Genomic DNA, 25,798 nt, shown 5'->3' with positions numbered 1-25,798 from the left:
ATCTCGGCGGTGGTGGGAGCCCCGGCGGAGCATCGGCGACCGACGACAACGCCGCGAGCGGGCGTGCCAGACCCCGCCGACCAGACGAGGATGTGAAGACACGACCTAGGCGACGCGGCCGTCGGCCGGGTGCGCACCTCGCACCCGGCCGACGGCCGTCCGCCACGCGGCGGAGCTACTCCTCCTCGGAGTCGTCCGGCTCGGGCTCCTCCTTGGGGGCGCTGCCCCGGGCGGGGTGCGGCCCGGAGGTGTCCCGCAGGTAGGGGTGCGCCTCGCCGGTGTCGGGGTCGCGGCGCCGCAGGTAGCGCTCGAACTCCTTGGCGATGGCCTCGCCCGACGCCTCCGGCAGTTCGACGGTGTCGCGGGCCTCCTCCAACGTCTGCACGTACTCGGCGACTTCGCTGTCCTCGGCCGCCAGCTGGTCCACCCCGACCTGCCAGGCGCGTGCGTCCTCCGGCAGTTCGCCGAGCGGGATCCGCACGTCGAGCAGGTCCTCCAGGCGGTTGAGCAGGGCGAGCGTCGCCTTGGGGTTCGGCGGCTGCGACACGTAGTGCGGTACGGCGGCCCACAGGCTGACCGCCGGGATGCCGGCGTGCGTGCACGCCTCCTGCAGGATGCCGACGATGCCGGTCGGGCCCTCGTAGCGGGACTCCTCCAGGTTCAGGGCGACGGCCAGGTCCGCGTCGGAGGTCACTCCGGTGACGGGGACCGGGCGGGTGTGCGGGGTGTCGCCCAGCAGGGCGCCGAGCACGACGACCATCTCCACGCCGAGTTCGTGGGCGAAGCCCAGGATCTCGTTGCAGAACGAGCGCCAGCGCATGCTCGGCTCGATGCCGCGGACCAGGACGAGGTCGCGGGGACGGGGGTTCTGGACGCGGACCACCGACAGCCGGGTGGTCGGCCAGGTGATCTTGCGCACCCCGGCGTCCAGCCAGACCGTCGGCCGGTTGACCTGGAAGTCGTAGTAGTCCTCGGCGTCCAGTGCCGCGAAGACTTCTCCCTTGAACTCCCGGTCCATGTGGCCGACCGCGGTGGAGGCTGCGTCGCCGGCGTCGTTCCAGCCCTCGAACGCGGCCACCATGACCGGGTCGATCAGCTCGGGTACTCCCTCGAGCTCGATCACCCAGCGCCTCCTTCCGGCCGGCGGGGCCGTCCCCTGCCGGCTGCTGCTCGTGTCAGTGCGGGACCAGCCTAAGGCTTGCGCGGGCCCTGTCCGCAGCCCTCGTACCAGGATGATCCCCACGGTCATCGCACGTACGCGTCCGGTCACCATCCGCTCTCGAACGGGTCAGCGCGCACCCCATCCGGACCGGTACGCGGCCCAGTCCCCGGGGGTCGCGGCGAAGTCCACGTAGAGCGCCATGCCGAAGGCGTCGCGGTCCTTCCCGTGCCTGGCCAGACCCAGTCGAGCGCCGCGCACGGCGGCCGTGACGGTCTCGGCGGAGGGATGGTGGCCGCTGGTGCTGGTGTGGTAGCCGGGCAGCCCCATGATCAGGTCGGTGCCGGCCGGGGTGACCTCCAGGGCGAGGGCGGTCTGCTGGGCGAGGTACCCGCCGAACAGACTTTCCAGCGGCATCGCCGAGTCGTACGCCATCACCGCGACCTGGTCGACACGGCCGGCGACCTCGGCGAAGTACTTCTGCGACCACCACTTGGGGTGGTCGAACAGCGAGAGCGCGACGGTGTGCAGGCCCGGTAGCGGATCGATCTGGTGGGTGGCCACGGAGAGCGCGGCGCCGTGCGCCGAGGTGACGGCGCGCAGCCGGTCCAGGATGTCCAGGAAGTCCGCGTCGCCGGAGTAGTTGGGCTCCAGGTCGAGGTGGACGCCGTCGAACCCGGCGGCCAGCACCTGCTCGCCGCTCGCCCGGACGCGGGCGCGGGTGCCCGCGTCCCGCAGGTGCAGCCCGTCGGCCTCGCCGTGGTGCGCGATGACGTTGCCGAGCCAGGCCTGCACGCGGACGCCCGGCAGGACCCGGTGGACCTCCCGGAGCAGCCAGGCGGTGTTGGGGTAGAGCTTCGGGTCGAGGCTGCCGTCCCGCTCCAGCGGCCCGGTGTGCACGTAGAGGTCCCGGATCCCGGTCCCCTGGACCTTCACGCGCAGCGCCTCCAGCTCGGCCGCGCCGTTGCGCCCGTCGACCCACGCGTGCCCGAGCCAGACCGCGTCGTGCCCCCGGGTGCGGCCCGCGGCGCCCGGATCACCGGCGTACTCCAGCCGCAGCGCGATGGCCACGGCCAGCACGGGGAGCAGGACCACCAGGGCGGTCACGAGCGCCCCACGGCGCAGCCATTTCAGGAGTCTCTCCCGAGACATCCGATCTGTCTTCCACAAAGTTGCCTCTACCCCCTGGACTCCGCGAGGTTTTCGGCGCTATACATCGGTTGTTCAAAAAAAGATCCGATGTCTAACGACGGGGGTGTACATGAGTCCGACCATTACCGAGGTCGACGTCTACGACATACGCTTCCCGACCTCGGAGCAGCTCGACGGCTCGGACGCCATGAACCCCGACCCCGACTACTCCGCCGCCTATGTGGTCCTGCGTACCGATGACCCCGACGGCCTGGAGGGGCACGGCTTCTGCTTCACGATCGGCCGCGGCAACGATGTCACCGCCGCCGCGATCCGCTCCCTGCGACCCTACGTACTGGGCCGCGGCGTGGACAGCCTTACCGGTGATCTTGGCGGACTCCACCGGGAGCTGACCCACGACTCCCAGCTGCGCTGGCTGGGCCCCGAGAAGGGCGTCATGCACATGGCCGCCGGGGCCGTCATCAACGCGGCCTGGGACCTGGCGGCCAAACGGGCCGGGCAGCCGGTCTGGGAGTTCCTGGCTTCCATGAGCCCCGAACAGATCGTCGACCTGGTCGACTTCCGCTACCTGACCGACGCGCTCACCCGCGAGGAGGCGCTCGGCATCCTGCGCGCCGCCGAACCCGGCCGGGCCGCGCGCGCCGCGCGGCTGCGCGAACGCGGCTACCCCGCGTACACCACCTCGCCGGGGTGGCTCGGCTACTCCGACGAGAAGCTCGCCCGGCTGTCGAAGGAGGCGGTCGCCGACGGGTTCCACCAGATCAAGCTCAAGGTCGGCGCCGATCTCGGCGACGACCTGCGCCGGATGCGCATCGCCCGCGAGGCCGTCGGCCCGGACATCCGGATCGCCGTCGACGCCAACCAGCGCTGGGACGTGTCCGTGGCCCTGGAGTGGATGAAGGCCCTGGCCGCCTACGACCCGTACTGGATCGAGGAGCCCACCAGCCCGGACGACATCCTCGCGCACGCCGCCGTGCGCGCCGGGCAGCCCGTCAAGGTCGCCACCGGTGAACACGCCGCCAACCGCGTCATGTTCAAGCAGCTGCTGCAGGCCGGCGCCGTGGACTTCGTCCAGATCGACGCGGCCCGCGTCGCCGGGGTGAACGAGAACGTCGCGATCCTGCTGCTCGCCGCCAAGTTCGGGGTGCCGGTCTGCCCGCACGCGGGCGGCGTCGGCCTGTGCGAGCTGGTGCAGCACCTGTCGATGTTCGACTACGTCGCCGTCTCCGGGAGCTGGGACGACCGGGTCATCGAGTACGTGGACCACCTCCACGAGCACTTCGAGGACCCCGTCGTCATCGACCACGGCCGCTACCGGGCGCCCGCCCGGCCCGGGTTCTCCGCCCGGATGAAGCCCCGATCCATCGCCGACCACCACTATCCGGAAGGCCCGGTCTGGCAGGCCCGGCAGGAGGGAACCGCGTGAACAGCACCCCCGACGGCACCCGGGACGGCGAACTGCGGGGGCTCACCGCCCTCGTGACCGGCGGCGCCTCCGGCATCGGCGCCGCCACCGCCGCCCTGCTCACCGCACGCGGCGCGCGGGTCGCGGTCCTGGACCGCGACCCGGCGGGGGCGCCGCCCGGCACCCTGGCCGTCACCGCGGACGTCGGCGACGGCCCCGCGGTGGCGGCCGCGGTCGCCGAGGCCGTCGGACTCCTCGGCGGCCTGCACATCCTCGTCAACAACGCGGGGATCGGCGCGATCGGCACCGTCGAGGAGAACGACGACGACGAATGGGCACGCGTCCTGGACATCAACGTGCTGGGGATGGTGCGCACCGCGCGGGCCGCGCTGCCGCACCTGCGGGCCGCCGCCGCGGACCGCCCCGGCTGCGTCTCCATCACCAACACCTGCTCCATCGCGGCGACCGCCGGACTCCCGCAGCGCGCCCTGTACAGCGCCAGCAAGGGCGCGGTGCTCGCGCTGACGCTCGCCATGGCCGCCGACCACGTCCGCGAGGGCGTCCGCGTCAACTGCGTGAACCCCGGCACCGCCGACACCCCCTGGGTCGGCCGGCTGCTCGACCGGGCGGACGACCCGGCCGCCGAGCGCGCCGCACTGAACGCCCGGCAGCCGCTGGGCCGCCTCGTCGCCGCCGACGAGGTGGCCGCGGCCATCGCCTACCTGGCGAGCCCGGCCGCCGCGAGCGTCACCGGGACGGCACTGGCCGTCGACGGCGGCATGCAAGGACTGAGACTGCGCCCCACCACCTGAGCACCCGAGCGCTACACACCAAGAAGGGCAGGACTCGACGATGAGACTGCGGCAGCGTTCCCTCACCAGCACCATGGTCACGGCCTGCGCGGCACTGCTCGCGATCACCGCCGTCACCGGCTGCAACCGCGGCAGCGACGACAAGGCCGGCACCTCGGGCAAGGTCGGCATCGACCTGCCGCGGGCGGACAGCGACTTCTGGAACTCGTACCAGCAGTACATCGAGAAGGGTGTGAAGGACGGGGTCGTCTCCGCCCTGCCGCGCAGCAACTCGCAGAACGACATCACCAAGCTCGTCGCGAACGCCCAGACCTTCACCGACCAGGGCGCCAAGGCGGTGGTGATGGCCCCGCAGGACACCGGCGCCATCGCCTCCACCCTGGAGCGCCTGGCGGGGAAGAAGATCCCGGTCATCAGCGTCGACACCCGCCCCGACAAGGGCGACGTCTACATGGTGGTGCGCGCCGACAACAAGGCGTACGGCCAGAAGGCGTGCGACTACCTCGGTCAGCAGCTCGCCGGCAAGGGCAAGGTCGTCGAGTTCCAGGGCGCGCTGGACTCCATCAACGGGCGGGACCGCTCGGAGGCCTTCGCGTCCTGCATGAAGGAGAAGTTCCCGAACATCAAGGTGATCGAGCTGGCCACCGACTGGAAGGGCGACGTCGCCTCCTCCAAGCTGCAGGCCACCCTCGCCGCCGACCCGGACGTCAACGGCATCTACATGCAGGCCGGCGGCGTCTTCCTGCAGCCCACCCTCGCCCTGCTGGAGCAGAAGCACCTGCTCAAGCCGGCCGGCACGCCGGGCCACATCACCATCATCTCCAACGACGGGATCCCCGAGGAGCTGAAGGCGATCCGCGAGGGCAAGATCGACGCGACGGTCTCGCAACCCGCGGACCTCTACGCCAAGTACGCGCTGTTCTACGCGAAGGCCGCGCTGGACGGCAAGGTGTTCCAGCCCGGCCCCACCGACCACGGCTCCACCATCATCAAGATCCCGAACGGCCTGGAGGACCAGCTGCCGGCCCCGCTGGTCACCAAGTCCACCGTCGACGACGCCGCGCTGTGGGCCAACCAGCTCGGGAAGAGCTGACCATGTCCCAGGCAGCAGCCGAGCAGGCCCCGGGGCAGGCGTCCGGGCAGCAGCCCGCGGCCGTGCACGCCGAAGGAGTCGTCAAGCGCTTCGGCCCGACCGTCGCGCTCGACCGGGTACGGCTGACGGTGCGGGCCGGCGAGTCCCACGCCCTCGTCGGCCGCAACGGCGCGGGCAAGTCCACCCTCGTCTCCGTACTGACCGGGCTGCACGCCGCGGACGCGGGCTCCGTCGCCTTCCAGGGCGCGCCCGCGCCCGCGTTCGGCGACACCGCCGCCTGGCAGTCGAAGGTCGCCTGCGTCTACCAGAAGTCCATGGTCGTCCCGGATCTGACGGTCGCCGAGAACCTCTTCCTCAACCGCTTCGGCGCGGGCCGGATCCGCTGGCCGAAGCTGCGCGGGCGGGCCCGCGACCTGCTCGCCGAGTACGGCGTGGATGTCGACCCCGCGGCGCGCGCCAGGGACCTGACCGTCGAGCAGCGGCAGTTCGTCGAGATCGCGCGAGCGCTCTCCTTCGGCGCCCGCTTCATCATCCTGGACGAGCCGACCGCCCAGCTCGACGCGGCCGGCATCGAGCGGCTCTTCACGAAGCTGCGCGAACTGCAGCGGCAGGGCGTCGCCTTCCTGTTCATCTCGCACCACCTCCAGGAGGTGTACGACCTGTGCACCACCGTCACCGTCTACCGTGACGCCCGGCACGTGCTGACCGCGCCCGTCGCGGAGCTGGGCAAGGACGACCTGGTGCAGGCGATGACCGGGGACGCGGCGCGGTCGGCCACCGCCTGGCGGGCGGGCACCGCGCTGTCCGCGGCGGCCGAACCCGTGCTGCGCGCCGAGGGGCTCGCGCTCGACGGCGCCTACCGGGCCATCGACTTCGCCGTGCGCCCCGGCGAGGTGCTCGGCCTGGCCGGGGCGACCGCCAGCGGCAACACGGCCCTGGGGGAGACCCTGGTGGGGCTGCGCCGGCCGACCGCCGGCCGGACCGTCGTCGCGGGCCGGACCGTACGGCCGGGCAGCGTGCCGCACGCGCTGGGCGCCGGGATCGGCTACGTGCCGGAGGACCGGCACCGGCAGGGGCTGGTGCCGGGCCGCAGCGTCGCGGAGAACGCGACGCTCACCGTCACCGACCAGCTCGGCCCGTACGGCACCGTGCTGCCCTCCCGCACCCGGCAGTTCGCGCAGACGATGATCGACTCGCTGGACATCAAGACGTCGGGCCCCGGCCAGCCGGTCTCCGACCTGTCCGGCGGCAACCAGCAGAAGGTCGTCATCGCGCGGGCGCTGGCCCGCGAACCGCGGGTGCTGGTCGCCATCCGGCCGACCGCGGGCGTCGACGTCAAGTCCAAGGACGCGCTGCTCGGCGTGGTGCGGGAGGTGGCCGACGGCGGGAGCGCCGCGGTCATCGTCTCCGACGAGCTGGACGACCTGCGGGTCTGCGACCGCGTCCTGGCCCTGTTCCACGGCCGGGTGATCGCCGAGTTCGACAGCGGATGGACCGACAGGGACCTGGTCTCCGCGATGGAAGGACTGCCCGTGACGTCGGGCCGCCGCAAGGGAGCCGAGGATGCCTGAGATCGCCGACACCACCCGGGTGACCGCGGAGCCGGCCGGCCCGCAGACCCCGCAGAAGGAGCGCCGGGCCGCAGGCCTGGGCTTCCACCTCGCCCGCTACCGGGACCTGTCGCTGATCCCGGTGCTGCTGGTGCTGTGCCTGATCGGCTTCATCGTCTCGCCCGCCTTCCTGACCTCCGACAACCTCATCGGCGTCGCCCAGCAGTCCACCGAACTGAGCCTGCTGGTGCTGGCCGAGGCGCTCATCCTCATCAGCGGGCGGATGGACCTGTCGCTGGAGTCCACCATCGGCGTCGCCCCCGTCATCGCCATGTGGCTCGTGCTGCCCTCCTCGGGGCCCGCGACCTTCCACGGCCTGGGCGCGCTGCCGTCCTGGTCGGCGATCCCGGTCTGCCTGGCGGTCGGCGTGGTGATCGGCGGCATCAACGGCTTCCTCATCCTCAAGCTGCGCGTCAACGGCTTCATCGCCACCCTCGGGATGCTCACCATGCTGCGCGGCCTGCAGATCGGGGTGGCCGAGGGCAAGTCGATCGTCAACGTGCCGGAGTCGTTCGCCTACCTCGGCAAGGCCTCCTGGTTCGGCGCGCCCGCCGCCATCTGGATCTGCCTGGTGCTCTTCGCGGTCGGCGGCCTCGCGCTGGGCTACCTGCGGCACGGCCGCGCGCTCTACGCGATCGGCGGCAACACCGAGGCGGCGCGCGCCGCCGGCATCCGCGTGGACCGCATCACCTGGATCGTGCTCGGCCTCGGCGGGCTGCTCGCCGCGTTCGCCGGGATCCTCTACACCGGCCACTACGGCTCGGTCTCGGCCGGCCAGGGCAACGGCTGGATCTTCCAGGTGTTCGCCGCCACCGTCATCGGCGGCGTCAGCCTCAACGGCGGGCGCGGCACCCTGTTCGGAGCGCTGACCGGGGTGCTGACCCTGCAGCTCGTCGTCAACGTGATGACGCTGGGCGGGGTGCCGCCGCTGTGGAACCAGTTCCTCAACGGCGCGATCATCATCGTGGCCCTGATCATCTCCCGCTTCGCGAGCGGCGAGAAGCAGGACTGAACCACCGGGAAGCAGGACCGCATGACACAGCGACCGAAGGAACCGGCCATGCCCGTACCGCGACTGCCCCGCCTGGGCCTGGGCTGCGCCCCGCTCGGCAACCTGTACCGGGCCGTGCCGGAGGAGACCGCGGCCGCCGTCACGGCCGCCGCCCTCGACCTCGGCTGCGGCTACCTCGACACCGCCCCGCACTACGGCGTCGGCCTGTCGGAGGAGCGGCTCGGCCGCGCGCTCGCCGGCCGGCCGCGCTCCTCGTACGTGCTGTCCACCAAGGTCGGCCGCCGGCTGCGGCCGCTGGCCGCGGGGGAGCGGCCGGACGGCCAGGGCTTCGTCGACACCCCCGCCCGCACCCGCGAGTGGGACTTCACCGCCGACGGGATCCGCGCCACGCTGGAGGGGTCCCTGCAGCGGCTCGGCACCGACCGCGCCGACATCGTCTACCTGCACGACGTCGAGGACCACCTGCCGGAGGTCTACGCGACCGGTTTCCCCGCGCTCGCGGCGCTGCGCGACGAGGGACTGGTGGGCGCCATCGGCTTCGGGATGAACGACAGCGGGGTGCTCGCCCGGCTCGTCGCCGACCTCGACGTCGACGTGGTGCTGTGCGCCGGCCGCTGGACGCTGCTGGAGCGCACCGCCTACGACGACCTGCTGCCGGTGTGCGCGGAGCGCTCGACGGCCGTGGTCGTCGGCGGCGTCTACAACTCCGGGCTGCTCGCCGACCCCCGGCCCGGCGCCCCGTACAACTACGCGGCGGCCCCGCCGGAGCTGGTGCGGCGGGCGCTGGACATCGCGGACGTCTGCGGGGAGTTCGGCGTCCCGCTGCGGGCGGCCGCGCTGCGCTTCCCGTTCGGCCACCCGTCGGTGGTCTCCGCCGTCGTCGGCGCGGCCACCCCCGAGGAGGTCAGGGACAACGCGGCGCTCTTCGCGTCCGAGATCCCCGCCGCGATGTGGGACGCGCTCGTCGAGCGCGGACTGCTCGACGAGGACGTCCCGCTGCCGGTGGGGTGAGCGCCCGGGTCCGTAACGGTCGCCCGTAGTTCGCATTTTTACAAGACCCGCCTGCGGCGGGCACCGCAGACTGGCGACGGTCGCGGACGTCCCGGGGCCAGGCGCTGAAGGAGGATCGCTATGGTGAAGGTTTTCGGACGCTACGCCCGTTACGCGGTCAGCACGCTCACGGCAGCGGTGTTCACGACCGGTTGAGCAGCCCCCGGAGCGGTGAGCACTGCGTGACGCACCACGGTGGCCGGCCGGCGGGCCGGTCACCGCTGCCCGGATGAAGGGGTCGGCTGCGGGTGTTCGGGACGATGATCCGTCAGATGCGGTACGGCACGGCGATGCTGCGCGGGGGCCGGCTGGACCCGGCCAATCTGCGCGCCACCGTGGCCGACCTGCGGGCCACGATCGAGGAGTTCGGGGATCCCGGTGACGAGGCCTCGGCGATGCTGCCCGGCGGCGTCGAACCGGACCCGGAGATCCAGCGCATCATGGCGGACCGGCGGCTGCGCAGGACCGTCCGGGACGCCGCGGCCCACGTGCCCCACTACCGGCGGTACTTCGCCGAGGCGGGCCTCGACCCCCGGCACATCACCCTGGACACCCTGGCGACGCTGCCGCCGACCACCAAGGCGGCCCTGCGCGCCGCGCCGGCCGCGTTCGTCTCCGACCGCGCGGAGCCGGTCCTGCTGGCCCAGACCACCGGCACCACCGGGACACCGACGAGCGTCTGGTTCTCCCGCTACGAACTGGAGCTGGCCGCCGCCCTGTCGGCGATGTCGCTGCTGATGGTCAGCGGATGCCGCAGCCGGCACACCGTCATGAGCACCATCAGCTCGCGGGCCACGCTGGCCAAGGCCGTCGTGCAGCAGGCCCTGGCGATGGTGGGCGCCGGCTTCGTCGCCATGGGAACCGTCGACCCGCTGATCATCCTCGACCGGCTCGCCGCGCCCATGCACCTGCCGGGCAAGGAACCCCAGATCACCCATCTGATCATCACGGCCTCCCTGCTCGGCAGCCTCGTGCAGGCCGCGGAGGACGACGGATGGCTGCCGGCCGACTTCGGGCTGCGGGAGATCATGGTCGGCGGCGAGGTGCTCAGCGATCCGCTCCGCCGGCGCGCCGAAGCGGCCCTGGGCGCCCGGGTCATCGACGCCTACTCGATGACCGAGACCCTGCCGACGGCCGGACTGTCCTGCGAGGCGGGCCATCTGCACCTGTCCTCGGAGCAGGCCCACCTCGAGATCGTCGACCCGCTCACCGGCGCTCCGGCGCTGCCCGGCGAGGTGGGCGGCCTGGTCGTCACGCCCTACACCCAGTACCGGGACACCACGCTGCTGCTCCGCTACGAGACCGGGGATCTGGTGCGCCGGCTGCCGGCCGCCGAGTCCCCGTCCTGCTCGCTGAGCGGCATGCCCGCGACCTCGCGGATCCTCGGGCGGCAGAGCGGCGGGGCGCCCGAACTCACCACCCGGGCCGTCCTCGACGTCCTCCAGGCCGAGCGGTCGGTCCCGCTGCCCACCCGGTACGCGCTGGTCGAGGACCCGGCCGGCCCGCTGCTGTACGTCGTGGCCCCGCAGGCCCCGCCGTCGCTGCCGGGCCGCATCGAGGAGCGCGCCCGGCACCTGCCGCTCGCGGGTGTGGTCCTCGTCGAGGACCGGGACGAGCTGCCGCTGCCCTGCCCGGTGCGGGCCGACCTCGTGGAGCACAGCTTCGAGCGGCCCGCCGAGCGGCGCCGGCCGGTACGGAGCGGACGATGACCGCCACCGGACAGGCGCTGGCGCTGGTGGGCGCGCTCTGCGCGACCATCGCGGCCTCCGCGCTGTATCTGCGCCGGGTCGCGATGCCGAGGCCACCGGTCGGGCGGTTCACCCGCTCCGACATCGCGGTGATGGCCGTCGTGCTGATGACGCTGCCGCTGGTCTACCTGCATCTGCCGGGCACCGTGGTGGGGGTGGTGTTCGGCACGGTGTTCACCGCCGCCTGCGGCACCGGCCTGGCGCCGCTGACCGGCGGCCGGGTGGCCGCCGCCACCGCGGTGGCCCTCGGCGCCCTCGTCGTGGCCTCCGGGCTCGCCCGCTGGGATCCGCTGCACATCGTCTGCGGCGACCTGCTGCTGGTCCTGGCGGTGATCGCGGTCACCAACCTGTGGGCCCAGACCGGGATGACGGCGGCCCAGGTCGCGGCGCTCGCCGTCGTCCTCGCCCCCTACGACCTGCTCGCCACCGGACTGAGCTCGGTCACCGCGGACCTGGTCCGGCACGTGTCCGGCACCCCCTTCACCCCGCTGCTCACCATCGCCGGCGGCGGTTCCACCATCGCGGCGGGCCTGGGCGACTGCCTGATGCTGGTGCTGTGGCCGCTGGTGGCGACGAAGGCCTACGGCCGCCGGGCCGGCTGGTGCGGGGCGCTCGCCGGCCTCGCGGTGGTCGGCGTGGTGCTGCACGGCGCGGTCACCGGCTGGCTGCACGGGGGAGTGCCGCTGCTGACACCGCTCGGGCCGTGCATCGGCGCGCAGTACCTGTTCTGGCGGTCCCGGCACGGCACGGAGCGGCGCACCCGGCAGTGGCGCGGGGCGGCGGACCCCGCACCCGCCGGCCGTCCGGCGTCCGCCTGGGCCGACGCGCTGGCGGCGGCCTCCCGCGCCGACCGGCGGACGTACCCGGCCGGCACCTGGCTGGCCGTGGACGCGGGGGCGGTGGTCGGCACCGGGGCGTTCCCGGGCGCCGCCCGCCGGGCGGGCCGGGAGGCGGGCCACCCCGGTCCGCCGGTCGTCATCGCCGTCCCGCCGGGCGACGCGCCGTGACGTGCGGGCTCACAGGGTCGAGCGCAGCCACTGCTCGACGCTGGCGATGTGCACCGTCGCCCAGGAGCGGGCGGCCTCGGCGTCCCGGTCGCGCAGGGCGGACAGGATCGCCTGGTGTTCGTGCAGGGTGCGGCTGACCGCGTCCTGCTGGGTGAGCCCGCGCCACACGCGGGCCCGGGTGGTGGGCCCCGACAGCCCGTCGAGCAGCGAGCAGAGCACCGAGTTCCCCGACGCCTGCACGATGCCGCGGTGGAACTCCAGGTCGGAGGCGACCAGCTCCTCGACGGAGGGCTCGGGGCCGAGCGCGTCCAGCTTGCCCTGGAGCATGTCGAGTTCGGTGTCGGGGATGCGCAGCGCCGCCATCGCGGTCGCGGCCGGCTCCAGGATCCGCCGGACGGCCAGGAACTCCAGGACGGTGTCGTCGCGGTGGAAGTCCACCACGAAGCTCATCGCCTCCAGCAGCAGCTGCGGGTCCAGGCTCGTCACGTACGTGCCGTCGCCCTGCCGCACGTCCAGGATCCGGATCAGCGACAGCGCCCGCACCGCCTCGCGCAGCGAGTTGCGCGACAGCCCCAGCTCCGCCGCGAGCTCGCTCTCCTTCGGCAGCCGGTCGCCGGGCCGCAGCGCCCCGGAGACGATCATTTCCTTGATCTTCTCGATCGCCTCGTCGGTGACCGCCATCGCGACCTCCCCCTGTCCTGGTCCCGCTACCCGCCGCCAGACCTCCGATGTATCCGGCCATTATGCCTCTGGCAGAGTCGCCGCGCGGACGTCCCGGTCAGACCGGGCCCGCGCCGGTTCACTCGCCCGCGTACCGGGCCGGGGAGGCGCCCACCGTGGCGGTGAAGTCGCGGGTGAGGTGGGCCTGGTCGCTGTAGCCCAGGTCGGCGGCGAGCGCCGCCCAGTCGATGCCGACGCCCTGGTCGGCGCGGGCGGCCGCCTCGTGCAGCCGGGCCCGGCGCAGCACCCACTTGGGGGCGGCGCCGACGTGCTCGGCGAAGAGCCGCTGCAGCCGGCGGACGGAGACGCCGAGGTCGTCCGCGAGCTGGTCGACCCGGAACAGCGACGGGGAGGCGGTGATCCGCTCCACCATGGCGGCGACCTCCGCCGCGACCGGGTCCGGCGCCGTGTCCGGGCCGGGCAGCAGGCTCAGCAGGAGCGTTTCGGCGGTGGCGGTCATGGTCGATACGTCGGACGCCCCGAGGATCGTCCGCTCGGCCGCGGTGACAGCCGGGCCGAACAGCCCCGCGGCCGGCACCGACCGGTCGGCGAGATCCGCGACCGACGAGCCCAGCAGCGGCCGGAAGCCGCCGGGCCGGAACTTCACGCCCAGCACCTGGCCCCGCTCCCGCAGCACCCGCGTGAACACCCCGCGCTGCACCCCGTAGACCGCGCTCTCGGGCTCCTCGAAGACCAGGTGCACATTCGGGTGCGAGAGCACCTTCTGCTCGTGCGGCGGCCGCCCGCGCAGATCCCAGCGCACGATCCAGTAGAAATCCACGTACGGGGCCAGCGCCGCGCCCGGCTCCTCCCGCAGCAGCTCGAACCGGGTCGCCGCGAGGGCCGGACGCAGCACGCCCCGCCCCATCTCGGGGGTCGTCATCCGGCCAGCCTAGGCGGTGTCCTCACAGGTCGCCGCTGTCGCGTTTGTTCAAGACCCGCTTCGGCCGCGGATCTAGCGTGAGATCCATGAACCTTCATCCGCAGCTGGTCCGCGGCGCCGCAGAAGCCGCCCGTATCGCCCGTACCATCACGCCGGAACAGCTCACCGCGCCGACCCCGTGCCCGGAGTTCGACGCCCGCACCCTGATCAACCACTGGGTGCTCTACACCTCCCACGGCCTGGAGCACCGCGCCCTGCGCACGACCCTGCCCGAGGAGCTCACCGAGCACGACTTCACCGCCGACCCCGCGTGGGCCGAGGCGTACGCGGCGCAGCTCGACCGCGCGCTCGCCGCCTGGGCGCGGCCCGAGGCGTGGGAGGGCGGCATCGACATGGGCGGGGCGGAGATGCCCGCCGCCGACATCGCCGCGATGCTGCTGCTGGAGCTGACCCTGCACGGCTGGGACGTCGCCAGGACCGTCGGCCAGGAGTTCCGCGTCGACGAGGAGACCGCCGCCGTGGTGCTCGCCGCCGTCGGGCAGCAGGCCGAGATGTTCCGCCAGTACAAGGGCTTCGCCGACCCCGTGGAGATCACCGGCCCGGCCGGCGACTTCGAGCGCGCGCTCGCGCTCTCCGGCCGGGACCCGCGCTGGAGCGCGTGACGCGCGAACGGCCGGGTGCGGCGGGGAGATACCTTCCCGCCGCACCCGGCCGCGTTCCGCGGACCCCGTCAGGCCCTGCGGGCCAGCATGTCCTCGACCCGGGCCCTGACGGCCTCGGTGTCCAGGCCGCGCACCGTCAGCGTGGTGCGGCGGCGCAGCACGTCGTCGGCGGTCTGCGCCCACTCGTGGTCGCGGGCGTAGACGACCTGTGCCCAGATCTCCGGGCCGTCCTCGTGGATCCGCTCACCGAGCGAGGGGTCCTCGTTGACGAGCCGGGCGATGTCGAACGACAGCGACCCGTAGTGGCTCGCCAGGTGGCGCGCGGTCAGCGGGTCCATCCGCGTGCCGGGGTCGCGGTCCACCAGCAGCCGGTGGGCGACCGCGTTCGGGTTGGCGAGACCCGGCAGCGGCATCCGCCGGGGCAGCAGCTTCTGCGGCTCCATGTCCTCGTTCAGCGGCCCGCCGGGCAGCTTCGCGAGCTTGTTCATCACCGTGCGGCCGATGTGCCGGTACGTGGTCCACTTGCCGCCCGCCACCGACAGCATCCCGCCGCGGCCCTCGGAGACGACCGTCTCGCGCTTGGCGGACTCGACGCCGCCGGGCCCGCCCGGCAGCACCCGCAGGCCCGCGAAGGCGTACGTGATCAGGTCGCGGTCCAGGTGCTCGTCCTTCACGGAGAACGCGGCCTCGTCCAGGATCTGCTGGATGTCGGCCTCGGTCGCCCGGACGTCCGCCGGGTCGCCGGTGTACTCCTCGTCCGTGGTGCCCAGCAGCAGCTGGTCCTCCCACGGCAGCGCGAAGGTGATGCGGTACTTGTCGATCGGGGTGGCCATGGCGGCCTTCCACGGCACCTTGCGCTTCATCACCACGTGCGCGCCCTTGGAGAGCCGGATGCTGGGCCGGGCGCCCTTGTCCTCCATCGTCCGCAGGTGGTCGACCCACGGACCGGTGGCGTTGAGCACCAGCCGGGCGCTGACACCGAACTCGGTGCCGTCCAGCCGGTCGCGCAGCTCCGCGCCGGTGACCTTGCCGTGCGTGAAGCGCAGCCCCGTCACCTCGGCGTGGTTCAGCACCACGGCACCGGACTCCACGGCCGCGCGGACCGTCATGACGGCCATCCGCGAGTCGTTCATCTGGTGGTCGTGGTAGACCGCGACGGCCTTGAGGTCCTCCGTGCGCAGGCCCGGGTTGTCGGCCGCGGCCTTCGCCGGGGAGATGACCCGGCCGACGCCGTCGCCGAAGGCGGACAGCGCCGAGTAGGCGAAGACGCCCGCGCCGAGCTTGGCGGCGCCGTGCGGGCCGCCCTTGTACACCGGCAGGTAGAACGTGAGCGGGTTGACCAGGTGCGGAGCCACGTCCTTGGCGAGCACCCGCCGCTCGTGGTGGTTCTCGGCGACCAGCTTGACCGAACCGGTCTGCAGGTAGCGCAGCCCGCCGTGGACGAGCTTGGAGGATGCCGACGAGGTGGCGCCGGCGAAGTCGCCGGCGTCCACCATCGCGACCCGCAGCCCGGACTGCGCGGCGTGCCAGGCCACCGAGGTGCCGAGGATGCCGCCGCCGATCACCAGTAGGTCGTACGTGGCGTGGCTGAGCAGCTCCCTGGTCTCGGATCGGCTGGGGTCGGTGCCGGCGGTCGGGTGCGTCCCGAGGGTGGGGACGCTCTGCAGGGTGGAAGACATTCTGATCAGTTCTCCTCTTCGATCCAGCCCATGGTCCGCTCGACGGCCTTGAGCCAGTTCTTGTACTCGCGGTCGCGCTTGTCCGCGTCCATCCGGGGGGTCCATTCGGCGGCCCGGCGCCAGTTGGCGCGCAGTGCGTCGGTGTCGGGCCAGAAGCCGACGGCGAGACCGGCCGCGTAGGCGGCGCCCAGGCAGGTGGTCTCGGCGACCATCGGACGGACGACGGGGGCGTCCACGAAGTCCGCGATGGTCTGCATCAGCAGGTTGTTGGAGGTCATACCGCCGTCGACCTTGACGGCGGCCAGCTCGACGCCGGAGTCCTTGCTCATCGCGTCGACGATCTCGCGGGTCTGCCAGGCGGTGGCCTCGAGCACCGCGCGGGCCAGGTGCGCCTTGGTGACGTAGCGGGTGAGGCCGGCGATCACCCCGCGGGCGTCGTCGCGCCAGTACGGGGCGAACAGGCCGGAGAAGGCGGGCACGAAGTACGCGCCGCCGTTGTCGTCCACGGAGCTCGCCAGCGTCTCGATCTCGGCGGCGGACTTGATGATGCCCATCTGGTCGCGCATCCACTGCACCAGCGAGCCGGTGACGGCGATGGAGCCCTCGAGGGCGTACACGGCCTTCTGGTCGCCGATGCGGTAGCCGACGGTGGTGAGCAGGCCGTTGTAGGAGTTGACGGCCTTCTCGCCGGTGTTCATCAGCAGGAAGGTGCCGGTGCCGTACGTCGACTTGGCCTCGCCCTCGGCGAAGCAGGTCTGGCCGAAGAGCGCGGCCTGCTGGTCACCGAGCGCGGACGCGACCGGCACGCCGGCCAGCGCGCCGGTGGTGGCGGTGCCGTAGACCTCGGAGGAGGAGCGGATCTCCGGCAGCATGTTCATCGGGACACCGATGGACTCGCAGATCTTCTCGTCCCACTCCAGGGTGTGCAGGTTCATCAGCATGGTGCGCGACGCGTTGGTGACGTCGGTGACGTGCACCCCGCCGTCCGGGCCGCCGGTCAGGTTCCAGATGACCCAGCTGTCCATGGTGCCGAAGAGGATCTCGCCGCGGTCGGCGCGCTCGCGCAGGCCCTCGACGTTGTCCAGCAGCCAGCGGGCCTTCGGGCCGGCGAAGTAGCTCGCCAGCGGCAGGCCGGTCTCGCGGCGGAAGCGGTCCTGGCCGACGTTGCGGCCCAGCTCGCGACAGAGGGCGTCGGTGCGGGTGTCCTGCCAGACCAGCGCGTTGTGGACCGGCTCGCCGGTGTTCTTGTCCCACAGCAGCGTGGTCTCGCGCTGGTTGGTGATGCCGATGGCCTTGACGTCCTCGGCGGTGATCCCGGCCTTCTCGACCGCACTGGCGACGACTTCCTGGACGTTGGTCCAGATCTCCGTCGCGTCGTGCTCGACCCAGCTGGGCTTCGGGAAGATCTGCTCGTGCTCCTTCTGGTCGACGGCGACGATGCGGCCGTCCCGGTCGAAGACGATGCAGCGGCTGGACGTGGTGCCCTGGTCGATCGCGGCGATGAACGGCCCTGCGGTGTGTGCGTCGGTCACGGTGTGCTCCTCAAGGGGTCTGCGTCGGTCGGACAGGGGGGTTACGCGAAGGCCAGCCGGTAGAGGCCGCCCGCCAGTACGGCACCGGCGAGCGGGCCGACGACGGGGATCCAGGCGTAGCCCCAGTCGGAGCCGCCCTTGTTGCGCAGCGGCAGAAGGCTGTGCACGATACGCGGGCCGAGGTCGCGGGCCGGGTTGATCGCGTAGCCGGTGGGCCCTCCGAGTGACAGACCGATGCTGACGACCACCAGCGCGGTGATCAGGCCGCCGGTGCCGGAGACCCCGAGCGCCGGCGTCAGGCCCTGGGTGAGGACCGCCAGGACGAGGACGGCGGTGCCGATGATCTCGGTGGCGAGGTTCTGCCAGGTGTTGCGGATCTCGGGTCCGGTGGAGAAGACGCCGAGGACCGGTCCGCCGGGAGGGCTGTCGGGGCCGAGCGGGGGCACCAGCTCCGGGTCGTCCATGTGGTCCTGGAACTGTCCGTAGTAGGCCACCCAGACCAGCGCCGCGCCGATCATCGCGCCGACCATCTGGCCGGCTATGTACAGCGGCACGTCGTTCCACTCGCCCGTCTTGACGGCGATGCCGACGGTGACGGCCGGGTTGAGGTGCGCCCCCGAGAGGCTGGAGGAGATGTAGACCGCGGTCAGCACCGCGAAGCCCCAGCCGAAGGTGATGGCGAGCCATCCCGCGTTGCGGGCCTTGGAGCTCTTGAGCGTGACGGCGGCGCAGACGCCACCGCCCAGCAGGATGAGGATGGCGGTACCGATGGTCTCGCCGAAGAAGATATGGCTGTTGGACACCGCGACTCCCTTGTCATACGTCCAATCAGGCGGACCGGGTCCCGTCCGGTGTTCGACAATGTCGACCGCCGAACGGCAGTTTTCTCCTCCGTATGTTTCCCGTCAAGAGTTTGTGGCCGAGGACTCCAGATCGTGACCCGGGTACCCGGAGCCGGTCCCTAGAACCGTCCGGCGCCCAGGTCGCGCGAGACGGCGCGGGCGCAGTCGCGCACCGCCGCCACCAGCCGCGCCTGGATCTCGCCGTCCTCCTGGCAGACCCGTTCCACCGCCCCGGTGATCCCCACCGCGCCGACCGGCATCCGGCGCCGGTCCAGGATGGGGGCGGCGACCGAGGCCACGCCTTCCCAGGTCTCCTCCAGGTCGGAGGCCCAGCCCCGGGTTCTGGCGAGCTCCAGCACGTCCTCGAAGCCGGCCGTGTCGGTGACCGTGCGCGCGGTGAGCGCGGGCCGCTCGTTCTCGGCTGCCTCGCTGTGCGCGACCGGGTCGTACGCCGCCAGCACCTTGCCCAGTGCCGAGCTGTGCAGCGGCTGCATGGCGCCGACCTCCAGCACCTGGCGGCTGTCGTCCGGGCGGAAGACGTGGTGCACGATCAGCACCCCCGACTGGTGGAGAACGCCCAGGTAGACGGCCTCACCGCTGGACCTGGCCAGATCGTCGGTCCACACCAGGGCGCGGGCCCGCAGCTCGTGCACGTCCAGGTAGCTGTTCCCCAGCCGCAGCAGCTCGGCGCCCAGCTGGTACTTGCCGGACGCGGTGTCCTGCTCGACGAAGCCCTCCTGCTGGAGGGTGCGCAGGATTCCGTGCGCGGTCCCCTTGGCCAGGCCCAGGGACGAGGAGATGTCGGACAGCCCCAGCCGGCGCTCGCCACCGGCCAGCAACCGTAGGATCGCGGCCGCCCTCGCCAGCGACTGAATCGGTCCGGGCATCCGCCAACCTCCGCAAGTCGTTCGACATTGTCGAACTCCATAGTCTCAGAGATGATTCTGACACCTTCGTCCACCCCTCGGAACTCCTTCGAGGCTCGCGCACCGCGCCCGCTACCCTGGCCGGGCACGTAAAGCCGACAGCCGTCGCACTCCTGGGAGAACATCCATGGCCCCGCAGTCCTCCTCCACCCTCGCCAGCCAAGCCCGAGCCGACGCTCTGCGTCAGGCGTTCGCCACCAGGGTGGTGGTGGCCGACGGCGCGATGGGCACCATGCTCCAGGCGCAGGACCCCACCCTGGAGGACTTCCAGGACCTGGAGGGCTGCAACGAGATCCTGAACATCACCCGGCCCGACATCGTCCGGTCCGTGCACGAGGAGTACTTCGCGGCGGGTGTGGACTGCGTCGAGACCAACACCTTCGGCACCAACCTCGCCGCGCTCGGCGAGTACGACATCCCCGAGCGCATCTTCGAGCTCGCCGAAGCCGGCGCCCGGATCGCCCGCGAGGTGGCGGACGGGTTCGCCACGCCGGACCGGCCGCGCTGGGTGCTCGGCTCCGTCGGCCCCGGCACCAAGCTGCCGACCCTCGGCCACGCCCCCTACGCCGCCCTGCGCGACGCGTACCAGGAGAACGTCGCCGGCCTGATCGCCGGCGGCGCCGACGCGATCCTGGTGGAGACCACCCAGGACCTGCTGCAGACCAAGGCCTCGGTCGTCGGCGCCCGCCGCGCCCTCACCGCGGCCGGCATCAGCCTTCCGCTGATCTGCTCCGTGACCGTGGAGACGACGGGCACGATGCTGCTCGGCTCCGAGATCGGCGCCGCGCTGACCGCGCTGGAGCCGCTCGGCATCGACATGATCGGCCTGAACTGCGCCACCGGCCCGGCCGAGATGAGCGAGCACCTGCGCTACCTCGCCCGCCACGCGCGCACCCAGGTCTCCTGCATGCCCAACGCCGGCCTGCCGGTGCTGGGCAAGGACGGCGCCCACTACCCGCTGTCCCCGGAGGAGCTGGCGGACGCGCACGAGACGTTCGTGCGCGAGTACGGGCTCTCCCTGGTCGGCGGCTGCTGCGGCACCACCCCCGAGCACCTGCGCCAGGTCGTGGAGCGCGTCCGGGGCCTGGACCTGTCCCCGCGCAGCCCGCGCCCCGAGCCGGGCGCCGCCTCGCTCTACCAGACCGTCCCGTTCCGGCAGGACACCTCGTACCTCGCCATCGGCGAGCGGACCAACGCCAACGGGTCCAAGAAGTTCCGCGAGGCCATGCTCGAAGGCCGCTGGGACGACTGCGTGGAGATGGCCCGCGACCAGATCCGCGAGGGCGCCCACCTGCTCGACCTGTGCGTCGACTACGTCGGCCGCGACGGCGCCGCGGACATGGCCGAGATCGCCGGCCGCTTCGCCACCGCCTCCACCCTGCCCATCGTGCTGGACTCCACCGAGGTCCCGGTGCTGCGCGCCGGGCTGGAGAAGCTCGGCGGCCGGGCCGTCATCAACTCCGTCAACTACGAGGACGGCGACGGCCCCGAGTCCCGGTTCGCGCAGATCACCGCGCTGGCCGCGGAGCACGGCGCCGCGCTGATCGCGCTGACGATCGACGAGGAGGGCCAGGCCCGCACCCCCGAGCACAAGGTCGCCATCGCCGAGCGGCTCATCGAGGACCTCACCACCAACTGGGGCATCCTCGAGTCCGACATCCTCATCGACTGCCTGACCTTCACCATCGCCACCGGTCAGGAGGAGTCCCGCAAGGACGGCATCGCCACCATCGAGGCGATCCGGGAGCTCAAGCGCCGCCACCCGCTGGTGCAGACGACGCTGGGCCTGTCGAACATCTCCTTCGGCCTCAACCCGGCCGCCCGCGTGACGCTGAACTCGGTCTTCCTCAACGAGTGCGTCGAAGCCGGCCTGGACTCCGCGATCGTGCACGCCAGCAAGATCCTCCCGATCGCGCGGCTCTCCGAGGAGCAGCGCGACGTGGCCCTGGACCTGATCTACGACCGCCGCAGCGAGGGGTACGACCCGCTGCAGAGGTACCTCGAGCTCTTCGAGGGCGTCGACATGAAGTCCGTGAAGGCGGGCCGCGCGGAGGAGCTGGCGGCGCTGCCGCTGGACGAGCGGTTGCAGCGGCGGATCATCGACGGGGAGAAGAACGGCCTGGACCAGGACCTGGACGAGGCCCTGCAGACCCGCCCCGCGCTGGCGATCGTCAACGACACCCTGCTGGAGGGCATGAAGGTCGTCGGCGAGCTGTTCGGCTCCGGCCAGATGCAGCTGCCGTTCGTCCTCCAGTCGGCCGAGGTCATGAAGACCGCCGTGGCGTACCTGGAGCCGCACATGGAGAAGTCCGACGCCGACGGCAAGGGCACCATCGTGCTCGCGACCGTCCGCGGCGACGTCCATGACATCGGCAAGAACCTGGTCGACATCATCCTGTCGAACAACGGCTACAACGTCGTCAACCTCGGCATCAAGCAGCCGGTGGCGGCGATCCTGGACGCGGCGACCGAGCACAAGGCCGACGTGATCGGCATGTCCGGCCTGCTGGTGAAGTCGACCGTGATCATGAAGGAGAACCTGCAGGAGCTCAACCAGCGCAAGATGGCGGCGGACTACCCCGTCATCCTGGGCGGTGCTGCCCTGACCCGCGCCTACGTCGAGCAGGACCTCCACGAGATCTACGAGGGCGAGGTCCGCTACGCCCGCGACGCCTTCGAGGGCCTGCGGCTGATGGACGCCCTCATCGCCGTCAAGCGCGGCGTGCCCGGGGCGGTGCTGCCGGAGCTCAAGCAGCGCCGGGTGCCCAAGCGGGAGAACGTCGTGGAGGAGGAGCCCGAGGTCAACCTCGGGCAGATCCGCTCGGACGTCTCCGTGACCAACCCGGTCCCCACGCCCCCGTTCTGGGGCAGCCGCGTGATCAAGGGGATCCCGCTCAAGGACTACGCGTCCTGGGTCGACGAGGGCGCGCTCTTCAAGGGCCAGTGGGGCCTGAAGGAGGCCCGCGCGGGCGGCGCGACGTACGAGGAGCTGGTGGAGACCGAGGGCCGGCCCCGGCTGCGCGGCCTGCTGGACCGGCTGCAGACCGACGGCCTGCTGGAAGCGGCCGTGGTCTACGGCTACTACCCCTGCGTGTCCAAGGGCGACGACCTGATCCTGCTCAACGACGACGGCAGCGAGCGCACCCGCTTCACCTTCCCGCGCCAGCGCCGCGGCCGGCGGCTCTGCCTGGCGGACTTCTTCCGCCCGGAGGACTCCGGCGAGACCGACGTGGTGGGCCTGCAGGTCGTCACGGTCGGCAACCGGATCGGGGAGGCGACGGCCGAGCTGTTCGCCGCCAACGCCTACCGCGAGTACATGGAGCTGCACGGACTGTCCGTCCAGCTCGCCGAGGCCATGGCCGAGTACTGGCACGCGCGGGTCCGCAGCGAGCTGGGTTTCGCGGGCGAGGACCCGAACGAGGTCGAGGACATGTTCGCCCTGAAGTACCGGGGCGCGCGTTTCTCGCTCGGCTACGGGGCCTGCCCGGACCTGGAGGACCGCGCCAAGATCGCGGAGCTGCTGGAGCCCGAGCGGATCGGCGTGAAGCTGTCGGAGGAGTTCCAGCTCCACCCGGAACAGTCCACCGACGCGATCGTCATCCACCACCCCGAGGCGAAGTACTTCAACGCCCGTTAGGCAGGCGTTGGGCGCCTGTCAAGCGTCTGTCGGCCACGAGCCGTACACTGGACGGTCCGGCACAGGCCGGTCGCCGCACTCCGATCGGAGAGTGCCGTGACCGGCCTTTGTGCCCCCCTGGACCCGCTGAGGAGTGGTGCGCATGACCAGTAGCATTCCCGCCGTCGACACCCGTCCGGCGCAAGGCCGGGGGCTGCAGGCCGTGCTCCTCGACATGGACGGCACCCTGGTCGACACCGAGGACATCTGGTGGGCCGCCGAGGTGGAGGTCTTCGCGGCCCTGGGCCACGTCCTGGCGGCCGAGGACCGGGCGATCGTGGTCGGCGGGCCCATGACCCGCAGCCTGGGCCACCTGATGGCCGTCACGGGCACCGACGCCACGCTGCTGGAGCTCTCCGCGGCGATCAACGCGCGCTTCGTCCAGCTGATCGCCCGGGGAGTGCCGCTGATGCCCGGCGCCCGGCGGCTGCTGACCGAGCTGGCGGCGTACCAGGTGCCCACCGCGCTGGTGTCCGCCTCGCACCGGCACATCATCGACTCGGTGCTGCACTCGCTCGGCGCGGAGAACTTCGCGTTCACCCTGGCCGGCGACGAGATCGCGCGGACGAAGCCCTTCCCCGACCCGTACCTGCTCGCCGCCGCGCGGCTGGGCGCCGACCCGGCCCGCTGCGTGGTCGTGGAGGACACGCCGACCGGGGTGGCCGCCGCCGAGGCGGCGGGCTGCCACGTGGTCGCGGTGCCGTCGATCGCCCCGATCGAGGCGGCTCCCGGGCGCACGGTGGTCAGCTCGCTGGAGCAGCTGAGCGTGCCTTTTCTGCGCTCTCTGAATGCGTCTGTTCACTGAGCGTATGCCGTTGAATAGTTCGGAAACTCTGGGCGCCCGTCCGCTCATTCCGCGTTACGAATGCATTGTCCGAATTCCGCCCCGGCCCGATTTTTCACGGCGTGATTTTTGTCACTCGCGGTTCGGTCGACAGGTGCGTATGTGCATGATCCGTTCGGGGAAAACGGCGCAAGAAACGCGACGTTGTGTCCGGGTTCCGACGCAGAGGAGTGGATCGTCCCATCGTCCGCATATCGGTACTTGCAGTGCCGTTATCGGGATGTGATTTTGCCTCAACTTCTCCGTGTTCTGGCGGAGTAGAGCGTTCCCACTAGTGTCCTGACTGGTCAATGCCGAATCGAGTGATCGGCATTTGAGCAAGGGGAATCACTAGATGTCACGTACTAAGCGTGTCGTCGCCGCAGCTGCCGTGGCCTTCCTGGCCGTCGGTGTGACCGCGTGCGGTGGCAACAAGGACAAATCGGCGTCCGGCAGCAAGGGCGCCGTGATCGTCGGGACCATCGACTCCGTGTCGTCACTCGACCCCGCGGGAGCGTACGACTACGGCTCCTGGGAGGTCATCGACAGCGTTTACCAGAAGGTGATGCGCTTCCCGACGGGCGGCACCACGCCGGAGCCCGACGCGGCCAAGTCGTGCGCTTTCACCGACCCGAAGACCTACACCTGCACCCTGCAGGCCGGTCTCCAGTTCTCCAACGGTGACAAGCTGACCGCGGCCAGCGTCAAGTTCTCGTTCGACCGCATGCTGAAGATCGCGGACCCGAACGGTCCTTCGAGCCTCTTCGGCACGCTGGAGTCGACCGAGGCCAAGGGCGCGGACCAGGTGGTCTTCCACCTGAAGAGCCCCGACTCCACCTTCCCGTCGGTCCTCGCCACCGACGCCGGTGCGATCGTCAACGAGAAGACCTTCCCGGCCGACAAGCTCCTCCCGGGTACCAAGGTGATCGGCTCCGGCCCCTACACCCTGGACAAGTACACCCCGAAGCAGCAGGCCTCGTTCAAGATCAACTCGAAGTACAGCGGCCCGGTCAAGGCGCAGAACGACCAGTTCGTGCTGCAGTACTTCGCCGAGCCGTCCGGGCTGAAGGCCGCCGTCAAGAACGGCACCGTCAACGCGGCGTTCCGCACCCTGTCGCCCACCGACACCGCCGACCTGAAGACGACCAAGGGCGTCAAGGTCGTCGAGGGCACGGGCACGGAGAAGCGCTACTTCGTCTTCCACGCGAAGGTGAAGCCGTCCGACCAGAAGGCGGTCCGTCAGGCCGTCGCGCAGGTCATCGACCGCGAGGGCATCGCGAAGGACGCCTACAACGGCACCGTCGCCCCGCTCTACTCGATGGTCGGCAACGGCATCGAGGGACACACCGAGGCGTTCAAGGACAAGTACGGCACGCCTGACAAGCAGAAGGCCGCCGACATCCTGAAGGCCGCGGGCATCACCACCCCGGTCGCGCTGAACTACACCTGGACGCCGAGCCACTACGGTGCCGCGGCTGCCGACGAGGCCACCGCGATCAAGCGTCAGCTGGACGCCTCCGGCCTGTTCAACGTCAAGTTGAGCTCGACCGAGTGGCAGCAGTACCAGAAGGACGAGAAGGCGGGCAGCTACGGCTCGTACATGATCGGCTGGTTCCCCGACCTGCCGGACGCCGACAACGACGTGTCGCCGTTCCTGAGCAAGTCGCCGTTCCTGGGCACGGGCTACGACAACCCGCAGATCCAGCAGCTGCTGGTCAAGGAGCAGGGCTCCGCCGACCCCAAGGTGCGCAACGAGGCCTTCGCCGAGATCCAGAAGATCGTCGCCGAGGACGCTCCGATCATCCCGATCTGGCAGGGCAAGCAGACCGCTGTCGTGCGTGACGGTGTGACCGGCGTGGAAAAGGCGCTGGACCCGACGATGTTCCGCTTCTACGAACTCTCGACGGGCAAGTGACGGCCGGCGGGGGCGGCGGCGCGGGGGGGAGCGCCCCCCCCCGGCGCCCGCCCCGCCCGACACAAACACAACACCCCGCAAACACCAACCCA

At 71.7% G+C, this 25,798-nt stretch carries 20 protein-coding genes; 12 read left to right on the top strand and 8 right to left on the bottom strand.

The window, feature by feature from the left end:
• Positions 1-175 precede the first annotated feature (175 nt).
• A complete protein-coding gene (locus ABZ721_RS38200; protein ID WP_358793429.1) occupies positions 176-1,123 on the bottom strand; it encodes a PAC2 family protein in 948 nt (315 codons plus the stop codon).
• 165 nt (positions 1,124-1,288) lie between these two features.
• A complete protein-coding gene (locus ABZ721_RS38195) occupies positions 1,289-2,311 on the bottom strand; it encodes a hypothetical protein (RefSeq protein ID WP_358793428.1) in 1,023 nt (340 codons plus the stop codon).
• Positions 2,312-2,420: 109 nt separating this feature from the next.
• On the opposite strand from ABZ721_RS38195, the gene ABZ721_RS38190 reads away from it, so the two are divergent.
• The 8 genes from ABZ721_RS38190 to ABZ721_RS38155 all read left to right on the top strand — a co-directional run bounded on the left by ABZ721_RS38190 (position 2,421) and on the right by ABZ721_RS38155 (position 12,048).
• Complete coding sequence (locus ABZ721_RS38190; protein ID WP_358793427.1) at positions 2,421-3,737, top strand: enolase C-terminal domain-like protein; 1,317 nt, start codon at positions 2,421-2,423, stop codon at positions 3,735-3,737.
• Complete coding sequence (locus ABZ721_RS38185; RefSeq protein ID WP_358793426.1) at positions 3,734-4,528, top strand: SDR family oxidoreductase; 795 nt, start codon at positions 3,734-3,736, stop codon at positions 4,526-4,528. Before ABZ721_RS38190 ends, ABZ721_RS38185 begins: the two co-directional genes overlap by 4 nt.
• 40 nt (positions 4,529-4,568) lie before the next feature.
• The gene (locus ABZ721_RS38180; RefSeq protein WP_358793425.1) at positions 4,569-5,621 is read left to right on the top strand and encodes a sugar ABC transporter substrate-binding protein; all 1,053 of its coding nucleotides are present in this window, start codon (positions 4,569-4,571) and stop codon (positions 5,619-5,621) included.
• 2 nt (positions 5,622-5,623) lie between these two features.
• On the top strand, positions 5,624-7,192 hold the full coding sequence (locus ABZ721_RS38175; protein WP_358793424.1) for a sugar ABC transporter ATP-binding protein: 1,569 nt from the start codon (positions 5,624-5,626) through the stop codon (positions 7,190-7,192).
• Positions 7,185-8,243, top strand: a complete 1,059-nt coding sequence (locus ABZ721_RS38170) for an ABC transporter permease (protein ID WP_358793423.1) — start codon at positions 7,185-7,187, stop codon at positions 8,241-8,243. The genes ABZ721_RS38175 and ABZ721_RS38170 overlap by 8 nt, the downstream gene beginning before the upstream one ends.
• A 48-nt stretch (positions 8,244-8,291) precedes the next feature.
• Positions 8,292-9,254: an aldo/keto reductase gene (locus ABZ721_RS38165; RefSeq protein ID WP_358793422.1), complete on the top strand. Its 963-nt coding sequence runs from the start codon at positions 8,292-8,294 to the stop codon at positions 9,252-9,254.
• Between the two features lie 299 nt (positions 9,255-9,553).
• Positions 9,554-11,002 carry an AMP-binding protein gene (locus tag ABZ721_RS38160; protein ID WP_358793421.1) on the top strand — a complete coding sequence of 483 codons (1,449 nt, stop codon included), beginning with the start codon at positions 9,554-9,556 and terminating at the stop codon, positions 11,000-11,002.
• A complete protein-coding gene (locus tag ABZ721_RS38155) occupies positions 10,999-12,048 on the top strand; it encodes a hypothetical protein (protein WP_358793420.1) in 1,050 nt (349 codons plus the stop codon). The genes ABZ721_RS38160 and ABZ721_RS38155 overlap by 4 nt, the downstream gene beginning before the upstream one ends.
• 9 nt (positions 12,049-12,057) lie before the next feature.
• Here the strand turns inward: ABZ721_RS38155 and ABZ721_RS38150 are convergent, their stop codons facing one another.
• Positions 12,058-12,729, bottom strand: a complete 672-nt coding sequence (locus ABZ721_RS38150; RefSeq protein ID WP_358793419.1) for a FadR/GntR family transcriptional regulator — start codon at positions 12,727-12,729, stop codon at positions 12,058-12,060.
• A gap of 118 nt (positions 12,730-12,847) precedes the next feature.
• Complete coding sequence (locus ABZ721_RS38145) at positions 12,848-13,651, bottom strand: helix-turn-helix domain-containing protein (protein ID WP_358793418.1); 804 nt, start codon at positions 13,649-13,651, stop codon at positions 12,848-12,850.
• An 86-nt stretch (positions 13,652-13,737) separates the two neighbouring features.
• On the opposite strand from ABZ721_RS38145, the gene ABZ721_RS38140 reads away from it, so the two are divergent.
• Positions 13,738-14,313, top strand: coding sequence for a TIGR03086 family metal-binding protein (locus tag ABZ721_RS38140; protein ID WP_358793417.1), 576 nt, complete (start codon positions 13,738-13,740; stop codon positions 14,311-14,313).
• 68 nt (positions 14,314-14,381) lie between these two features.
• Here the strand turns inward: ABZ721_RS38140 and ABZ721_RS38135 are convergent, their stop codons facing one another.
• The 4 genes from ABZ721_RS38135 to ABZ721_RS38120 all read right to left on the bottom strand — a co-directional run bounded on the left by ABZ721_RS38135 (position 14,382) and on the right by ABZ721_RS38120 (position 19,253).
• Positions 14,382-15,992, bottom strand: a complete 1,611-nt coding sequence (locus tag ABZ721_RS38135; RefSeq protein WP_358793416.1) for a glycerol-3-phosphate dehydrogenase/oxidase — start codon at positions 15,990-15,992, stop codon at positions 14,382-14,384.
• Between the two features lie 5 nt (positions 15,993-15,997).
• On the bottom strand, positions 15,998-17,524 hold the full coding sequence (glpK, locus tag ABZ721_RS38130; protein WP_358793415.1) for a glycerol kinase GlpK: 1,527 nt from the start codon (positions 17,522-17,524) through the stop codon (positions 15,998-16,000).
• Positions 17,525-17,565: 41 nt separating this feature from the next.
• The gene (locus ABZ721_RS38125) at positions 17,566-18,327 is read right to left on the bottom strand and encodes an MIP/aquaporin family protein (RefSeq protein WP_358793414.1); all 762 of its coding nucleotides are present in this window, start codon (positions 18,325-18,327) and stop codon (positions 17,566-17,568) included.
• Between the two features lie 158 nt (positions 18,328-18,485).
• A complete protein-coding gene (locus tag ABZ721_RS38120) occupies positions 18,486-19,253 on the bottom strand; it encodes an IclR family transcriptional regulator (protein ID WP_358793413.1) in 768 nt (255 codons plus the stop codon).
• 166 nt (positions 19,254-19,419) lie between these two features.
• Between ABZ721_RS38120 and metH the strand changes: the two genes are divergently transcribed.
• From metH to ABZ721_RS38105, 3 genes are all read left to right on the top strand, one after another.
• Positions 19,420-22,929: a methionine synthase gene (gene metH / locus ABZ721_RS38115; protein ID WP_358793412.1), complete on the top strand. Its 3,510-nt coding sequence runs from the start codon at positions 19,420-19,422 to the stop codon at positions 22,927-22,929.
• A 142-nt stretch (positions 22,930-23,071) separates the two neighbouring features.
• Positions 23,072-23,773 (top strand): HAD family phosphatase, encoded by a 702-nt coding sequence (locus ABZ721_RS38110; protein ID WP_358793411.1) that lies wholly within the window; start codon positions 23,072-23,074, stop codon positions 23,771-23,773.
• Positions 23,774-24,146: 373 nt separating this feature from the next.
• A complete protein-coding gene (locus tag ABZ721_RS38105; RefSeq protein WP_358793410.1) occupies positions 24,147-25,706 on the top strand; it encodes an ABC transporter substrate-binding protein in 1,560 nt (519 codons plus the stop codon).
• The last annotated feature ends 92 nt before the right edge of the window (positions 25,707-25,798 follow it).

This window comes from Streptomyces sp. NPDC006733 (assembly GCF_040636125.1).
Lineage (GTDB): Bacteria > Actinomycetota > Actinomycetes > Streptomycetales > Streptomycetaceae > Actinacidiphila.
The sequence above is the reverse complement of the archived record's forward strand: the minus strand, read 5'-3'. Positions and strand labels throughout refer to the sequence as shown.

Excerpts from the sequence above, each read along its gene's own strand:
- ABZ721_RS38145 (WP_358793418.1), bottom strand. The coding sequence starts at position 13,651 with ATGACGACCCCCGAGATGGGGCGGGGCGTGCTGCGTCCGGCCCTCGCG.
- ABZ721_RS38195 (WP_358793428.1), bottom strand. The coding sequence starts at position 2,311 with ATGTCTCGGGAGAGACTCCTGAAATGGCTGCGCCGTGGGGCGCTCGTG.
- ABZ721_RS38105 (WP_358793410.1), top strand. The coding sequence starts at position 24,147 with ATGTCACGTACTAAGCGTGTCGTCGCCGCAGCTGCCGTGGCCTTCCTG.
- ABZ721_RS38150 (WP_358793419.1), bottom strand. The coding sequence starts at position 12,729 with ATGGCGGTCACCGACGAGGCGATCGAGAAGATCAAGGAAATGATCGTC.
- ABZ721_RS38175 (WP_358793424.1), top strand. The coding sequence starts at position 5,624 with ATGTCCCAGGCAGCAGCCGAGCAGGCCCCGGGGCAGGCGTCCGGGCAG.
- metH (WP_358793412.1), top strand. The coding sequence starts at position 19,420 with ATGGCCCCGCAGTCCTCCTCCACCCTCGCCAGCCAAGCCCGAGCCGAC.
- ABZ721_RS38110 (WP_358793411.1), top strand. The coding sequence starts at position 23,072 with ATGACCAGTAGCATTCCCGCCGTCGACACCCGTCCGGCGCAAGGCCGG.
- ABZ721_RS38180 (WP_358793425.1), top strand. The coding sequence starts at position 4,569 with ATGAGACTGCGGCAGCGTTCCCTCACCAGCACCATGGTCACGGCCTGC.
- ABZ721_RS38135 (WP_358793416.1), bottom strand. The coding sequence starts at position 15,992 with ATGTCTTCCACCCTGCAGAGCGTCCCCACCCTCGGGACGCACCCGACC.
- ABZ721_RS38140 (WP_358793417.1), top strand. The coding sequence starts at position 13,738 with ATGAACCTTCATCCGCAGCTGGTCCGCGGCGCCGCAGAAGCCGCCCGT.
- ABZ721_RS38190 (WP_358793427.1), top strand. The coding sequence starts at position 2,421 with ATGAGTCCGACCATTACCGAGGTCGACGTCTACGACATACGCTTCCCG.
- ABZ721_RS38120 (WP_358793413.1), bottom strand. The coding sequence starts at position 19,253 with ATGCCCGGACCGATTCAGTCGCTGGCGAGGGCGGCCGCGATCCTACGG.
- ABZ721_RS38170 (WP_358793423.1), top strand. The coding sequence starts at position 7,185 with ATGCCTGAGATCGCCGACACCACCCGGGTGACCGCGGAGCCGGCCGGC.
- ABZ721_RS38155 (WP_358793420.1), top strand. The coding sequence starts at position 10,999 with ATGACCGCCACCGGACAGGCGCTGGCGCTGGTGGGCGCGCTCTGCGCG.
- ABZ721_RS38165 (WP_358793422.1), top strand. The coding sequence starts at position 8,292 with ATGCCCGTACCGCGACTGCCCCGCCTGGGCCTGGGCTGCGCCCCGCTC.
- ABZ721_RS38160 (WP_358793421.1), top strand. The coding sequence starts at position 9,554 with ATGATCCGTCAGATGCGGTACGGCACGGCGATGCTGCGCGGGGGCCGG.